Source organism: Lentzea sp. NPDC092896 (genome assembly GCF_044754905.1).
Classification (GTDB): Bacteria; Actinomycetota; Actinomycetes; order Mycobacteriales; family Pseudonocardiaceae; genus Lentzea.
Map to the genome: position 1 here is coordinate 1 of NZ_JBIVPX010000005.1, position 14,869 is coordinate 14,869.

Genomic DNA, 14,869 nt, shown 5'->3' on the forward strand with positions numbered 1-14,869 from the left:
ACACCCGGTCCCATTCCGAACCCGGTAGTTAAGCCCTTCTGCGCCGATGGTACTGCACTGGTTACGGTGTGGGAGAGTAGGTCGCCGCCGAACTTTACTTCCCTGAAGGGGCTTGTGATCGCGGGGCACAATTACAGTGCTTCGCTCACAGGCCCCTTTCAGCGTGTCCATAGTAGGAGGATTTGGTGTCCAGGTTCGGGGATCGTCCCGGCGACCGTCAGCGTGGCCAGGGAGACCGACCGCGCCATTCCGACGGTGGCCGTCCATCAGGCGACCGCAAGTTCAGCAGCAGCAACAACTCCAGCAACTCTCAGCGCGGTGAAGGCTCCGGCGACCGCACCAGCAGCGGCGACCGTCGAGACAACCGCGCCGGCTCCAGCGACCGCGGCGGTTACCGCGGCCAGGGTTCCAGCGACCGCGGCAGCTACCGCAAGGACGACTCCGGCGACCGCGGTGGCTACCGCGGCGACCGTTCGAGCGACCGCGGCGGCTCCAGCGACCGTGGTGGCTACCGCAAGAGCGACTCGAACGACCGCGGCGGCTATCGCGGGCAGGGCTCCGGTTCCGGCGAGCGCAGCGGTTTCCGCAGCGACCGGCCCGGTTTCCGCAAGGACGATTCAGGCGATCGCGGTGGTTACCGGGGCCAGGGTTCCAGCGACCGCGGTGGTTACCGCAAGAGCGAGTCCAGCGACCGCGGCGGCTATCGCGGTCAGGGTTCGAGCGACCGTCCCGGCTACCGCAAGGACGACTCGGGCGATCGCGGTGGTTACCGGGGCCAGGGTTCCAGCGACCGTGGCGGTTACCGCAAGAGCGAGTCCAGCGACCGTCCCGGCTACCGCAAGGACGAGTCCGGTGGCTACCGCAAGAGCGAGTCGGGCGACCGCGGCGGCTTCCGCTCCGGCGACCGGGCCGGCTCGGGCGAGCGCGGCGGGTTCCGCAAGAGCGACTCCGGTGACCGTGGCGGCTACCGGGGTTCCAGCGACCGTGGCGGTTACCGCAAGAGCGAGTCCAGCGATCGACCCAGCTTCCGCAGGGACGACTCGGGCGATCGCGGTGGCTACCGCAAGAGCGAGTCCGGTGACCGTGGCGGGTTCCGCAAGAGCGACTCGGGCGATCGTGGTGGTTACCGCGGCCAGGGTTCGAGCGACCGCGGCGGCGATCGTGGTGGCTACCGGGGCGAGCGCTCTGGCGACCGTCCTGGCTTCCGCAAGGACGACTCCGGTGACCGCGGTGGTTACCGCAAGAGCGAGTCGGGCGAGCGCGGCGGGTTCCGCAAGAGTGAGTCCGGTGATCGCGGCGGTTACCGCAAGAGTGAGTCCAGCGACCGCGGTGGCTACCGCAAGAGCGACTCCGGTGACCGTCCCAGCTTCCGCAGGGACGACTCCGGTGACCGTGGCGGTTACCGCAAGAGCGAGTCCGGCGACCGGCCCGGCTTCCGCAAGAGCGACTCGGGCGACCGCGGTGGTTACCGGAAGAGTGATTCCGGTGATCGTGGCGGCTCGCGTTCGAGCGACCGTCCCGGCTTCCGCAAGGACGACTCGGGCGACCGCGGTGGTCACCGCGGCCAGGGTTCCAGCGACCGCGGCGGCTTCCGCAAGGACGACCGGGGTTCCAGCGACCGTGGCGGGTACCGCAAGAGCGACTCGAACGACCGTGGCGGTTACCGGGGTTCCAATGACCGGGGTGGCTACCGCAAGGACGACTCGAACGACCGTGGCGGCTACCGGAAGAGCGATTCCGGCGACCGGCGCAACGACGAGCGTTCCGCCCCGCCGCGCGACGACCGTCGTGACGAGCGCAGCCGTGAGCGTGCGGCGCGCTTCCAGGAGCGTCAGTCGGAGCCGGAGACCACGGACAAGGCCTCTGCCGAGGTGACGCCTGCCGCCGAGCGCGCCGGGTACCGCCTGGGCGACGGCGCCGCGGCCACCCGTGCCGCCGCCGGTCGTGAGCCGGCCGCCGAGGCCGAGGTCGCCGCTGAGGGCGACGCGGCCGAGGTCGTCGAGACCAAGACCGAGACCAGGACCGACAGCGAGGCCGGCGTCGACGCGGACAAGCGTGACGACGAGCCGAAGGCCGAGTCGGACGACGCTGACAGCGCGGAGCAGAGCGACGAGGCGCCCGCGCCCCGTGGCGGACGGCCCGAGCTGCCGGAGGAAGCCGACCTGTCGCTGCTCGACCCGGAGATCAAGGCCGAGCTGCGCAGCCTGCCCAAGGGGCTTGCGGAGATCATCGGACGGCACTTGGCCGCGGCCGGGCTGCTGATCGACGAGGACCCTGAGCTGGCCCTGGAGCACGCGCGGTACGCGCGGAGCAAGGCTGCTCGCGTCGGTGTCGTGCGGGAAGCGGCGGGTCTCACCGCCTACTTCGCGGACGAGTGGGCCGAGGCTCTCAGCGAGCTGCGGGCCGCGCGCCGGATGATGACCGGACCGGGCCACCTGGCGATCATGGCCGACTGCGAGCGGGCCCTCGGCCGGCCGGAGCGGGCGATCGACCTCGCCAAGGACCCGGCGGTCAAGGACCTCAGCCAGGAGGACGAGATCGAGCTGCGCATCGTCGCGGCCGGCGCTCGTCGCGACATGGGCCAGCTCGACGCGGCCGTCGTCGCCCTGCAGGGTCCCGACCTCGATCCGGGGCAGCGCAATCCCTACTCCGCGCGGCTCTTCTACGCTTACGCCGACAACCTGGCCGCGGCCGGTCGCATCGAGGAGTCCGTCAAGTGGTTCCTCAACGCCGCCGAGGCTGACGACGAGGGGGAGACGGACGCCGCCGAGCGCGCGTTCGAGCTGACCCAGGAGGAGACCCCGCAGCAGTGAGCGAGACGTTGGTCGACAGGTACGACGCGTTGCTGATCGATCTCGACGGCACCGTCTACCGGGGATCCGAAGCCGTGCCCGGTGCCGCGGAAGCGATTGCCGCGGCCAGAAGCAAGGGCGTCGGGATCCGGTATGTCACCAACAACGCCTCCCGCTCACCGCAGATGGTGGCCGATCACCTCGTCGAGCTCGGGTTCGAGACGAACGTCGACGAGGTGAGCACCTCCTCGCAGGCAGGCGCGGCCATGTTGGCCGAACGACTGCCGAAGCGATCCACTGTGCTCGTGCTCGGCACCAAGGCCCTGGAGGCCGAGGTGTTCAAGCGCGGACTCATCCCGACCGACACCGCGGAAGGCGCGGTGGCGGTCCTGCAAGGGCTGTCCATGGACCTCGGCTGGCGTGAGCTGGCCGAGGCCGCGGTGGCCATCCGCAACGGCGCGCTGTGGGTGGCGTGCAACGTCGACGCCACCCTGCCCACCGAACGTGGCCTCCTGCCCGGCAACGGCAGCCTCGTCGCGGCGCTGAAGACCGCGACCGACCAGGAACCGCTCGTCGCCGGCAAGCCCGCCACCCCGCTGCTCCAGCAGGCCGCGAAGGACCTCGGCGCGAACCGCCCGCTGGTGATCGGCGACCGGCTCGACACGGACATCCTCGGCGCGGTCAACGCGGGCATGGACTCGCTGCTCGTGCTCACAGGTGTGTCGACGGAGCAAGAGGCGCAAGCGCTTCCGGCTGAGCAAAGGCCCACGTATGTCGGCGCGGACCTGTCGGTACTCCATCGGCTACCGTAAGACCGTGAGCTACCCCCTGCCCGGACCTCCGCCCAACCCGGCTGACGCCATCGACGGCGCGCTGGAGAGGCTCGACGGGCTCGAGAACGTTCCCCTCGACGAGCACGTGGCTCGGTTCGACGCCGTGCACTCGACGCTCACCGACGCACTGTCGAGCATCGACAAGGTGTGATGCACAGTGCCTCGCAGAGTGCGGCTCGACGCCGAACTCGTGCGCAGGGGGCTCGCCAGGTCCCGTGAGCACGCCAGCCAACTCGTCGCCGACGGACGCGTGAAGGTCCGCGGCACCGTCGCGACGAAACCCGCGACCGCCGTGGAGACCTCGGACCCGGTCGTCGTCAAGGACATCGGCAACGACCCGAACTGGGCCTCCAGAGGCGCGCACAAGCTCATCGGCGCGCTCGACGGCTTCAAGATCGATCCCACCGGCAGGCGTTGTCTCGACGCCGGCGCGTCCACTGGCGGTTTCACCGACGTGCTGCTGCGCAAAGGCGCGCGTCAGGTGGTCGCGGCCGACGTCGGCAGGGGTCTGCTCGACTGGAAGCTGCAGACCGACGACCGGGTCGTGGTGAAGGACAAGACCAACGTCCGCACCCTCACGCCCGAGGACATCGGCGGCAAAGTTGAACTCGTGGTGGCCGATCTTTCGTTTATCTCGTTGAGGCTTGTGCTTCCCGCACTGGCCGCGTGCCTCGACGAGGAGGGCGACCTGCTGCCCATGGTCAAGCCGCAGTTCGAGGTGGGCAAGGAACGCCTCGGCTCCGGTGGCGTCGTGCGCGAGCCCGAGCTTCGTGCCGAAGCCGTGCTCGACGTGACCAGGGCGGCAGCAGAACTCGGTCTGGCCGTGCACGGGGTCGTCGCGAGCCCGTTGCCCGGCCCGTCCGGGAATGTCGAGTACTTCCTCTGGCTTCGCAAGGGTGAACCCGTCCCTGCGGAGGAGATGGTGCGCACCGCCGTCGAAGAAGGGCCCCAATGAGGGAAGTCCTGCTGGTCGTCCACACCGGTCACCAGAGCAACATCGATCTCGCCCGTCAGGTGGCAGGCCGTCTCGCGGTCGGGGGCGTCACGACGAGGGTGCTCGACGACGAGGCGCGTGACCTCGGCCCGTCGTGCTGCACCAAGGTCGTGCCCGCCGACGACCACGCGGCCGAGGGCACCGAGCTCGTGCTCGTCCTCGGCGGTGACGGCACGCTGCTGCGCGGCGCCGAGCTCGCCCGCCCGGCGCGGGTGCCGGTGCTGGGCGTCAACCTGGGCCGGGTCGGGTTCCTCGCGGAGGCCGACTCGGACGCGTTGCACGAGGCCGTCGGTCACGTGCTGGAGCGCGACTACTTCGTGGAAGAGCGCATGACGCTCGACCTCGTCGCGAAGGTCAACGGCGACGTGGTCGCGCAGACCTGGGCGCTCAACGAGATCACCGTCGAGAAGCTGATCCGCGAACGCATCCTCGACGTCGTCGTCGAGGTCGACGGCCGGCCGGTGTCGGCGTTCGGCTGCGACGGCGTGATCTGTGCGACGCCGACGGGCTCGACCGCCTACGCGTTCTCGGCGGGCGGACCGGTCGTGTGGCCGGACGTGCAGGCGATCCTGGTGGTGCCGAGCAACGCGCACGCGCTGTTCTCACGGCCACTGGTCGTCTCGCCGAAGTCGCACGTGGCGTTCGAGATCGACTCGTCGGGCCACCCGGCGGCGCTGTCCGCGGACGGGCGGCGCACGTTCGAGCTGCCCGCGGGCGCGCGGATCGAGATCGTGGAAGGCGCGGTGCCGCTGAAGGTCGTGCGGTTGCGCCAGGCACCGTTCACGGACCGGCTGGTCGAGAAGTTCGCCCTGCCGGTGAAGGGATGGCGGGGACCATCGGCAGGCTGACCGCGCCGCTCGGCGCGTCGGCACTCGCTGGCTATGGTGCCCCCAGAGCAAGGACCCATCCGGAAATGTCGGACCCGACAAGTAAGGTTCGCCCTGTGCTGGCCGAGATGCGCATCAATGGCCTTGGCGTGATCGACGAGGCCACCCTTGAACTGGACCCCGGATTCACCGTAGTGACTGGTGAGACGGGTGCGGGCAAGACCATGGTCGTGACCGGGTTGCACCTGCTCGGCGGTGGCCGTGCGGAGGCGTCGCGGGTGCGTACCGGAGCCGACAAAGCGGTGGTCGAAGGCCGCTTCCAGGCTCCGGCGGGCAGTCCTGCCGCGAAGGTGGCGGAGGAGGTCGGCGGCGAGGCCGACGAGGACGGGTCGCTGATCGCGATCCGCACGGTCGGTGCCGACGGCCGCTCGCGAGCCCACGTCGGTGGCCGCTCCGTGCCGGTCGGCGTCCTGTCCGAACTGGCGGAGCAGCTCATCGCCGTCCACGGTCAGAACGACCAGCTGCGCCTCATGCGCCCGACCGAGCAGCGTGCCGTGCTGGACCGGTTCGCGAGCGACGACGTGAGCGAGCCGCTGCGCGCGTACCAGGCCGTCCGCGAGGAGTGGCTGCGCGTCTCCACGGAACTGAAGGAGCGCACGGAGCGCTCGCGTGAGCTCGCCCGTGAGGCCGACCTGCTGCGGCACGGCCTCGGCGAGATCGACGCCGTCGACCCGAAACCGGGTGAGGACGTCGAGCTGCACGACGAGGCTCGGCGGCTCGCCGACGCCGACCAGCTGCGCGAGGCCGCTCAGGGCGCGCAGTTCGCGGTGTCCGGTTCTCTCGAGGGAGATCCCGACAACCCCGGCGCGCTCGGGTTGATCTCCGAGGCCGCTCGCCGGTTGTCGGCTTCCGAAGACCCGAAGCTGCGGGAGATGGAGCCGCGGCTCGTCGAGGCGGCGACGTTGCTGGCCGACGTCGGCGCCGAGATCTCCGGCTACCTGGATCATCTCGAGGCCGACCCCGGCCGGCTCGAGTCGGTGCTGCAGCGGCAGGCCGAGCTGAAGGCGCTGACCAGGAAGTACGCGGCCGACATCGACGGTGTGATCGCCTGGGCCTCGGACGCCCGGGCTCGGCTGGGCGGGCTGGACACGTCAGAGGAGGCCCTGAGCTCACTGGCCACTCGGCGGGACGAACTCGCCGTCGAGCTGGCTGCGCTGGCTGAGCGGGTCACCGCCGCTCGGGTCGAGGCCGCGCTGGAGCTCGGGAAGGCCGTCAGCGAGGAGCTCGACGGGCTTGCCATGCCGCACGCGACGGTGGAACTGGCCGTCCGGCCCCGGCACGCCGAGGCCGGCGATGCTCAGGCGCTGGCCGTGGGGCGGTCGATCCTGCACGCCGGGTCGTCCGGAGTGGACGACGTCGAGCTGCGGTTGATCTCGCATCCGGGGGCGCCGGCGTTGCCCGTGCACAAGGGCGCTTCCGGCGGTGAGCTTTCCCGGGTGATGCTGGCGCTGGAGGTCGTGCTGTCGCACTCCGATCCGGTGCCCACCCTGGTCTTCGACGAGGTCGACGCCGGCGTCGGCGGGCGAGCCGCCGTCGAGGTCGGGCGGAGGCTGGCCCGGCTCGCGCGGTCCCACCAGGTGATCGTCGTGACCCACCTGCCCCAGGTCGCCGCGTTCGCTGATCGGCACCTCGTGGTGGACAAGTCCGCCGACGGGACGTTCACGCGGTCCGCCGTGCGGAAGCTGGACGAGACGCAGCGGGTCGTCGAGCTGGCGCGAATGCTGGCCGGCATGGACTCGACCGACACCGGCCGGGCCCACGCCGAGGAGTTGCTGGCCGCGGCGAAGGCGGACAAGTCCTCCGCGGCCGTGGTCCGGCGGCGGAAGAAGAAGGGCTGACCTCGGGTTCGCCCTCGTCATCGCGGTTGAGCTGGGCGGTCGCGTCGCGGCCTTGTTCGGCATGATGGGGGTGTGACCGTTACCGGATCTTTGACCACGCGCCGGGTGTTCGGGGCCGTGCTGGTGGTCGTGGCCGCTGGCCTCGCTGTGGCGGCCACGTTCTTGTCCGCCTACACGGTGGAGGTCGCGGCCAACGGTCGCACCCTGCGGTTCGAGGCCACCTCCTGGGCGGTCGAGCGCGACGACTTCCGCGAAGTGCTGCTCCTGGAGCCCCTCGAGTTCGGGGAGCCCGCTCTGGGGGCCGCGCTGGTCATGGCCTTGGCCGCGGTGCTGGCCTTCCGGCTTCCCGCTGCCAGGGTCGGGTCGTTGCTCGGGGCCGGGCTGCTGGTCGGCGTGGCCTGGTCCGCCGTCGTCCGGCTGCAGGGGCTGGTCGACAGACTGTCCGACCTCGAGTCGCCGTTCACCATCGAGGTGGAGCAGGGAGACGGGGTCACCACGCTGATCGTCGCGGCTGGAGTGGCCGTGGTGGCGGCCGTGCTGCACCAGGAGCTGCCTCGGGCGGTTCAGGCCGAGGACGCCGGCGAAGGAGTGGTCATCCACCAGATCGACGAGGCGGACGACACCGACACGCCGCCCTACGGGTATCCGGTGATCGTGGAGCCCAAGAGTGATTGACCGTCGCAAGATCGCGTGGGTGCTGCTGGCGCTCGGGGCCGTGCTGGCGGTGATCGGGTCGCTCCAGGACGTCTTCAGCACTGTCTACAAGGGTTTCGGGACCGATCTGCGCTCCACCTCGACCCTGTGGATCACCACGTCGAACCCGCAGGACGGGGCTGCCGAACAGCCGGCGCTCTTCGCCGCGGGGTGGCCCGTGGTGGTCTCGGCGATCATGATGGCCGTCGCCGTGGTGCTGCTGGTGCGTCAGGAGACCGCGTTCGCCGGGCGGCCGCTGGCCATGGGCGGGGCCGGGGTGCTGGCCGGGGTCCTGTTCCTCTACCTGTCCCAGTTGCGGGAGCTGAAAGAGCTCATCGAGTCCGAGCCGCAGCGCGGATCCAGCAAGGACGAACTGCTCTACCACGACGGCTTCTACCTCCTGATGATCGCGGCCGTCGTCGCGCTCGTGGGTGCGGTGCTCGCCCAGCGCAGGAGTTCCGAGCCGGTGGTGGAGGACGAGGACGAAGGGGACGGGGTGGTCGTGCACCAGCTCGACAACGACGACGACACGCCTCCCTTCGGGATTGCGATTCCTGACGACGACGAGCGGGAGACCCGGTGATCGGGAGACCTACGGCGATCGCGTTGATCGCGGCCGGAGTGGTGCTGAGCGCCACGGCGATGGTGTTGCCGTGGTACTCGACGGCGTACGCCGGTGGCGTTGAGGTCGTGGTGCGGGCCTGGGGGACCGAGGTTCTCAACAAGCCCGGTGACTGGCCCGCCGGAGAGCTCTCGCCCTGGTACGGGGTGCCTGTCGTGGTGACGGTCCTGTTGCTCGTGGCCGGGATCTGGATCAACCGCGCGGCGTTGGCCGGGGCTGCCGGGCAGCTCGGCGCGGTGGGGATCGTCTCGGCGCTCGTGGTGTCGGAACGCGGGCACGCGATCGAGCAGCAGGGGGACTTCGCGGTCGGGTTCGGGCTGGTGTTCCTCGTCGTGGGAACGGTGGTCGGGCTCGTCGGAGCTGTTGCCGCGCAACGGGAGGCGGCGTGAGGAAGATCCTTGGCGTCGTGCTGCTCGGGCTCGCCGCGGTGGCCGCGGCCGGGGCCACGTTCCTGCCGTTCTCGGAGTTGCTGATCCGGCTTGCTCCCGGGCAGCCGCAGACCGCCTACGTCACCAGTGGGTGGAGCACGCACTTCGGTGGTGCCAAAGATGAACACGGACCGTTGTTCGGCATCCCGATCGTGGTGATGGCCGCGGTGGTGCTGATGGGCGTTCGGTGGCGGAAAGTCGCCTTTGCCGGGGCGGCCGGGTTGGCGGGCGTCACCGGAATGTTGTTCGTGTATTTGCTGAACGCGATCAGCTTTCACCAGGAGGGCAACATCGCCATCGATCCGGCGCTGCAAGCCGGGTTCGGCAACGGTATTTGGGTGCTCATAAGTGCAGTGGTTCTCGCGTTTGGAGCCGTAGTAGTTCACCCCGACGACTGACCAGCGAGAAATGCCCGGCGTGCCTCACCTGTCGCGTGCGCACCGTGAGTCACTATCGGCTCATGAAGCTTTCCGGGCTGCTGAGCCGCACCAACCACGAACTTCCCGGTGTCACGGGCGTCGCGCGGGTTGATCGGCGCGCGAGCGACCTGGTGCGGCGCGTCAGTGCCGGTGACATCGCTGTGATGGACCTCGTCGACCTCGATCGGCGGACCGTCGAAGCGCTCGTCTCGGCCGAGGTCGTCGGTGTCGTGAACGCGTCACCGTCGATTTCCGGGCGGTTTCCCAACCTCGGACCGGAACTGCTGATCGAGGCCGGCATTCCGCTGATCGACAACGTCGGCGCCGTCGCGCTGCGGGAGATCAAGGAAGGCACGAAGATCCGGCTGCACGAAGGTGTCGTGTACGCCGGGGAACGTGAGCTCGCCAAGGGGATCGAGCAGAACGCCGAAAGCATCGCCGACGCGATGATCGAGGCGAAGGCCGGCATGTCGGCTCAGCTGGAAGCGTTCTCCGCCAACACCATCGAGTTCCTCCGCCGCGAACGCGCGCTGGTGCTCGACGGCGTCGGCGTGCCCGAGGTGTACGTGCCGATGCGCGACCGGCAGGTGCTCGTCGTCGCGGGCGGCCCGTCGCACGCCGAGGAACTGCGCAAGCTCCGCAAGTACATCCGCGAGTACCGGCCGGTGCTGATCGGCGTCGACACCGGCGCGGACACGCTGCACGACGCCGGGCTCAAGCCGGACATCATCGTCGGCGACCCCGACGGCATCGGCACCGCGTCACTGCGCGCGGCGTCCGAGGTGGTCGTGCCCGCGCAGACCGACGGCCACGCGCCCGGCCTGCAACGGATCCAGGACCTCGGCATCGGCGCGGTGACGTTCCCGGCGTCGGGCAACGCGGAGGACCTCGCGTTGCTGCTCGCCGAGGCGCACGGGGCGTCCCTCGTGGTGACGGTGGGGCTGCGCGCGACGTTGCGCGAGTTCCTCGACCGCGGGCACTCCGGTTCCAACCCCTCCACGTTCCTCACCAGGCTCAAGCTCGGCAGCAAGCTCGTCGACGGGGAGGCCGTCGCGACGTTGCACCGCAGCCGGGTCTCGCTGGGCGTGATCGTCCTGCTGGTGACCGCCGCGATCGTCGCCATGGCGGCGGCCCTCGCGGTGTCCGGCGTCGGTCACGTCTACGTCGACATCGTGGTCGACGGCTGGCAATCCGTCGTCAACTGGTTCAAGGGGTTCTTCTCGTGATCACGCTGCGCTACCACATAGTTTCGATCACCGCGGTGTTCCTCGCGCTGGCGGTCGGTGTCGTGCTGGGGTCGACCGCGATCAGCGGGCGGCTGCTCTCCGGGCTGAGCGACGAGAAGAACTCGTTGGCACAGCAGGTGAACGACCTGCAGAACGACCGCAACGCGTTGAACGCCAAGCTGACCGAGGCGGACAAGTTCGCCGCGTCCGTCGGCCCGCTGGCGGTCAAGGACCGGCTCACCGAACGCACGGTCGTCATCGTGACCACGTCGGACGCCCGTCCGTCCGATCGGGACGCTCTCGCCGGGCTGCTGAAGTCCGCGAGCGCCACCGTGACCGGAGAGATCCAGCTGACCGACGCGTTCGCCGACCCGTCGCGCGGCGACCAGTTGCGCGATCTCGTGGCACGGCTGCAGCCCGCCGGCTCGCAACTGCCCACGGCCGCGGACCCCGGTACCCGCGCCGGCGGTCTGTTCGGGACGTTGCTGCTGCTCAACCCGTCCAACAACGAGCCGCAGGCCACGGCCGACGAGACGGCGTCCGCGCTCGCCGGGCTGACCAACGCGGGCTTCGTGAAGGCGACCTCGGGTGTGAAGCCCGCGCAACTCGCGATCGTGCTGGCCGGTGGTGCCGCGATCGGTGACTCGGCCGCGGACAGGGCCTCGACCGTCGCGCGCTTCGCCACCCAGCTCGACCGGGCCGGCGCGGGCGTCGTGCTGGCCGGTGCGAACGGTTCCGCGAACGGCACGGGTGCGATCGGCGTGGTCCGCGCGGACACCGCCGCGACCTCGATCCTGTCCACGGTGGACAACTCCGACACCCCGGCGGGTCAGGTCGTCGTGGTGATGGCGTTGCGCGAACAGCTGGAGGGCCGCTCCGGCCGTTACGGCGTCGCGGGCAACGCGGAGGCGTCCTCGCCGGGCACGGCCGGCTAGTGCTCGGTCGTCCACTCGCCGGGTAGGGCCTTCAGGAGCTGGTCCAGCGCGTCAGGTGTGCGGGCGCGGGCCCACAGCCACTGGCGGTCGTCCTCGCGGACGATCAGGTCGTCCGCGGCGAACCAGCGGGTGCCGGGACTGTGCAGCGGCAGCAGTGCGAAGTGATCTTCGAGCAGGGAGACGTCCGCCTCGGACGTCTCCCTGTCCGCTGTGTCGGCCCCGTCGCGGTACAGCGCCTCGGACAGCACCATCTCCACGCACGCCAGGGAGAACCGGGGCAGCCACGCGTCCCAGCGCTCCTCGGTCCTGTCCACAAGGTCGAGCTTGATCCGGACCTCCGGGTCGTCGCCGTCCAGAGCGGTGCCCCAGGCCGCGACCCACTGGTTCTCGTCGCGGAACACCAGGACGTCGTCGACCACGCGCAGTTCGGACGGCGTCAGCAGGCGGTCCTGGTTGCTGGTCAGGTCGGGACGCTTGCCGAACAGGGCCAGCGCCTCCTTCACCGCCTCGGGCAGCCGGACGAGCAGCTGCTCCTCGGTGGCGGCGAGATCCGCCCGGTTCCAGCCGTCCTGCGGTTCCAGCGGCTCGGCCCACGCGGCCGCGAAACCCTCGATGAAACGCCACGCCGCCGAGCGGTCGTGCATGGCTCGTGCGGCGCTCCCTGCCACGTCGAAGGTCACGTGACAACGATTCCTGATCCCGGCGCGTGCCGTGGGAGTTCGGGAAAACCCCTCGCTGCGCCGATCGGGTGATGTGATCTGCCGGGTCGTGGTGCGCTGAGTGACCGGCGGCGTGTTAGCGTTATGGCCCGTGGATAGGGGGATTCGGCCCCCACGATTTTCACGGGAGCCCCGTTGGTGCAGCAGGCACGTACGACCAAGCACGTCTTCGTCACAGGGGGCGTCGCCTCCTCCCTGGGCAAGGGGCTCACGGCCTCCAGTCTCGGCCAGTTGCTCACCTCGCGCGGCCTGCGGGTAACGATGCAGAAGCTCGACCCGTACCTGAACGTGGACCCCGGCACGATGAACCCGTTCCAGCACGGCGAGGTCTTCGTGACCGACGACGGTGCGGAGACGGACCTCGACATCGGCCACTACGAGCGGTTCCTGTCGCGGGATCTGAGCGGCGAGGCCAACGTCACCACCGGTCAGGTGTACTCCGAGGTGATCGCCAAGGAGCGGCGGGGTGAGTACCTGGGCGACACGGTCCAGGTGATCCCGCACATCACCGACGAGATCAAGCGCCGCATCCGGGCGATGGCCGAGCCGGACGCCGACGGCGTCACTCCGGACGTGGTCATCACCGAGGTCGGCGGCACGGTCGGCGACATCGAGTCGCTGCCGTTCCTCGAGGCGGCCCGTCAGGTCCGCCACGACGTCGGCCGCGACAACGTCTTCTTCCTGCACGTCAGCCTGGTGCCGTACCTGGCGCCCAGCGGCGAGCTGAAGACCAAGCCGACGCAGCACTCCGTCGCGGCGCTGCGGAACATCGGCATCCAGCCCGACGCGATCGTGTGCCGGGCGGACCGGGAGATCCCGGACGCGCTGAAGCGCAAGATCGGCCTGATGTGCGACGTCGACACCGACGCCGTCGTCGCGGCCGTGGACGCGCCGTCGATCTACGACATCCCCAAGGTGCTGCACTCCGAGGGCCTCGACGCCTACGTCGTGCGCCGCCTCGGCCTGCCGTTCCGCGACGTCGACTGGACGGTGTGGGGCGACCTGCTGGAGCGGGTGCACAACCCGTCGGAGACGGTGAAGATCGCGCTCGTCGGCAAGTACGTCGACCTGCCCGACGCCTACCTCTCGGTCACCGAGGCGCTGCGGGCCGGCGGGTTCGCGCACCACGCCAAGGTCGAGATCAAGTGGGTGCCGTCGGACGAGTGCCAGACGCCCGAGGGCGCGGCACGGGCGTTGTCCGGCATGGACGCGGTGCTGATCCCCGGCGGGTTCGGCGTGCGCGGCATCGAGGGCAAGGTCGGCGCGCTGAAGTACACCCGCACGCGCGGTGTGCCGACGCTGGGCCTGTGCCTCGGCCTGCAGTGCATGGTGATCGAGGCCGCGCGGAACCTCGCGGGCATCGAGGACGCGAACTCCAGCGAGTTCGAAGAGGGCGGCACGCCGGTCATCTCCACGATGGCCGACCAGCAGGACGTCGTGGCCGGTCAGCGCGACATGGGCGGCACGATGCGCCTCGGCGCGTACGTCGCCAAGCTCACGCCGGGCTCGGTCGTCGCTCAGGCGTACGGCGCGACCGAGGTGTCCGAGCGGCACCGCCACCGCTACGAGGTCAACAACGCGTACCGGGGCAAGCTCGCCGACGCCGGCCTGGTGTTCTCCGGTGTCTCGCCGGACGGCCGCCTGGTCGAGTTCGTCGAACTGCCGACGGACGTGCACCCGTTCTACGCCGCCACCCAGGCGCACCCGGAGCTCAAGTCGCGTCCCACGAAGCCGCACCCGCTGTTCGCGGCGTTCGTGAAGGCCGCGATCGACTACCGGGTCGCCGACCGGCTGCCGCTGAAGGCCGGGGCCTCGCAGTGACCTCTGATTTTGGGACGCGTCACGACTTCCGGACGGTCTCCAGCGAGGACCTGCACGTCGGACGTGTGGTCGCGCTGCGGGTCGACGACGTCGAGATGCCCGGTGGCGGCACGGCCAAGCGCGAGGTCGTCGAGCACATGGGTGCCGTCGCGGTCGTGGCCGTGGACGACGCGGGCCAGGTCGTGCTGATCCACCAGTACCGGCACCCGCTGGGCAGGCACCTCTGGGAACTGCCGGCCGGGCTGCTCGACCACGACGGCGAGGAGCCGGTCGTCGGCGCCCGCCGTGAGCTGGCCGAGGAGGTCGGGCTCGACGCCGGACGCTGGGACGCGCTGGTCGACACGGCCGCGTCTCCCGGGTTCACCGACGAGGTCGTGCGGGTGTTCCTGGCGCGCGAGCTGTCCGAAGTGGAGCGCGAGGTGCAGGGCGAGGAGGAGGCGGATCTGGAGATCCACCGCTTCCCGCTCGACGAGGCCGTGCGGATGGTGCTCTCGGGCGAGATCGTGAACTCGTCCGCGGTCGCCGGGCTGCTCGCGGCGCGTGAGGTGCTGGCGGGGCGGGCAGAGCCGCGTCCGGCCGACGCACCGTTTCGCGACAAGCCGACCCGGTTCGCGGCGCGCAAGAAGTAAGTTGGGCTGATGCAGACGCTGAAGGGTTCTCTC

15 protein-coding genes and 1 rRNA gene are annotated in these 14,869 nt (G+C 70.3%); 15 read left to right on the top strand and 1 reads right to left on the bottom strand.

All coding sequences use genetic code 11. From position 1 onward, the window contains the following. The 13 genes from rrf to ACIQF0_RS24550 form a co-directional block, all read left to right on the top strand. A 5S ribosomal RNA gene (rrf, locus tag ACIQF0_RS24490) occupies positions 1–93 on the top strand; the annotation flags it as partial. 92 nt (positions 94–185) lie between these two features. Next, complete coding sequence (locus ACIQF0_RS24495) at positions 186–2,813, top strand: hypothetical protein (protein WP_401032845.1); 2,628 nt, start codon at positions 186–188, stop codon at positions 2,811–2,813. Next, on the top strand, positions 2,810–3,604 hold the full coding sequence (locus ACIQF0_RS24500; protein WP_093604903.1) for an HAD-IIA family hydrolase: 795 nt from the start codon (positions 2,810–2,812) through the stop codon (positions 3,602–3,604). The genes ACIQF0_RS24495 and ACIQF0_RS24500 overlap by 4 nt, the downstream gene beginning before the upstream one ends. 4 nt (positions 3,605–3,608) lie before the next feature. Then, on the top strand, positions 3,609–3,776 hold the full coding sequence (locus ACIQF0_RS24505) for a hypothetical protein (protein ID WP_382428719.1): 168 nt from the start codon (positions 3,609–3,611) through the stop codon (positions 3,774–3,776). 6 nt (positions 3,777–3,782) lie between these two features. After that, on the top strand, positions 3,783–4,580 hold the full coding sequence (locus tag ACIQF0_RS24510) for a TlyA family RNA methyltransferase (RefSeq protein ID WP_360032489.1): 798 nt from the start codon (positions 3,783–3,785) through the stop codon (positions 4,578–4,580). Further along, positions 4,577–5,467, top strand: coding sequence for an NAD kinase (locus ACIQF0_RS24515; RefSeq protein ID WP_093604897.1), 891 nt, complete (start codon positions 4,577–4,579; stop codon positions 5,465–5,467). Before ACIQF0_RS24510 ends, ACIQF0_RS24515 begins: the two co-directional genes overlap by 4 nt. A gap of 95 nt (positions 5,468–5,562) precedes the next feature. Next, on the top strand, positions 5,563–7,344 hold the full coding sequence (gene recN, locus ACIQF0_RS24520) for a DNA repair protein RecN (protein WP_401032848.1): 1,782 nt from the start codon (positions 5,563–5,565) through the stop codon (positions 7,342–7,344). A gap of 72 nt (positions 7,345–7,416) precedes the next feature. Beyond that, entirely contained in the window at positions 7,417–8,019 is a 603-nt protein-coding gene (locus ACIQF0_RS24525) for a hypothetical protein (protein WP_401032850.1), read from the top strand. Continuing rightward, positions 8,012–8,620 (top strand): hypothetical protein, encoded by a 609-nt coding sequence (locus tag ACIQF0_RS24530; RefSeq protein ID WP_401032852.1) that lies wholly within the window; start codon positions 8,012–8,014, stop codon positions 8,618–8,620. The genes ACIQF0_RS24525 and ACIQF0_RS24530 overlap by 8 nt, the downstream gene beginning before the upstream one ends. Continuing rightward, entirely contained in the window at positions 8,617–9,048 is a 432-nt protein-coding gene (locus ACIQF0_RS24535; protein WP_360032477.1) for a hypothetical protein, read from the top strand. Before ACIQF0_RS24530 ends, ACIQF0_RS24535 begins: the two co-directional genes overlap by 4 nt. Positions 9,049–9,065: 17 nt before the next feature. Then, positions 9,066–9,485: a hypothetical protein gene (locus ACIQF0_RS24540; protein WP_401032854.1), complete on the top strand. Its 420-nt coding sequence runs from the start codon at positions 9,066–9,068 to the stop codon at positions 9,483–9,485. Between the two features lie 62 nt (positions 9,486–9,547). Continuing rightward, positions 9,548–10,732 carry a putative cytokinetic ring protein SteA gene (gene steA, locus ACIQF0_RS24545; protein ID WP_360032471.1) on the top strand — a complete coding sequence of 395 codons (1,185 nt, stop codon included), beginning with the start codon at positions 9,548–9,550 and terminating at the stop codon, positions 10,730–10,732. After that, the gene (locus ACIQF0_RS24550) at positions 10,729–11,667 is read left to right on the top strand and encodes a copper transporter (protein WP_401032856.1); all 939 of its coding nucleotides are present in this window, start codon (positions 10,729–10,731) and stop codon (positions 11,665–11,667) included. Before steA ends, ACIQF0_RS24550 begins: the two co-directional genes overlap by 4 nt. Here ACIQF0_RS24550 and ACIQF0_RS24555 read toward each other — a convergent pair. Further along, positions 11,664–12,347, bottom strand: a complete 684-nt coding sequence (locus ACIQF0_RS24555; protein WP_401032858.1) for a hypothetical protein — start codon at positions 12,345–12,347, stop codon at positions 11,664–11,666. The genes ACIQF0_RS24550 and ACIQF0_RS24555 overlap by 4 nt on opposite strands. Positions 12,348–12,524: 177 nt before the next feature. Here ACIQF0_RS24555 and ACIQF0_RS24560 point away from each other — a divergent pair, with 177 nt between their 5' ends. Together ACIQF0_RS24560 and ACIQF0_RS24565 are read left to right on the top strand one after the other, a co-directional pair. Continuing rightward, positions 12,525–14,207, top strand: a complete 1,683-nt coding sequence (locus ACIQF0_RS24560) for a CTP synthase (protein ID WP_401032859.1) — start codon at positions 12,525–12,527, stop codon at positions 14,205–14,207. Beyond that, entirely contained in the window at positions 14,204–14,836 is a 633-nt protein-coding gene (locus ACIQF0_RS24565; RefSeq protein WP_401032861.1) for an NUDIX domain-containing protein, read from the top strand. Before ACIQF0_RS24560 ends, ACIQF0_RS24565 begins: the two co-directional genes overlap by 4 nt. Positions 14,837–14,869: the final 33 nt, after the last annotated feature.

What these genes read in the sequence shown, in the direction of transcription:
- steA (WP_360032471.1), top strand. Translation starts at nt 9,548, where the DNA reads ATGAAGCTTTCCGGGCTGCTGAGCCGCACCAACCACGAACTTCCCGGT.
- ACIQF0_RS24515 (WP_093604897.1), top strand. Translation starts at nt 4,577, where the DNA reads ATGAGGGAAGTCCTGCTGGTCGTCCACACCGGTCACCAGAGCAACATC.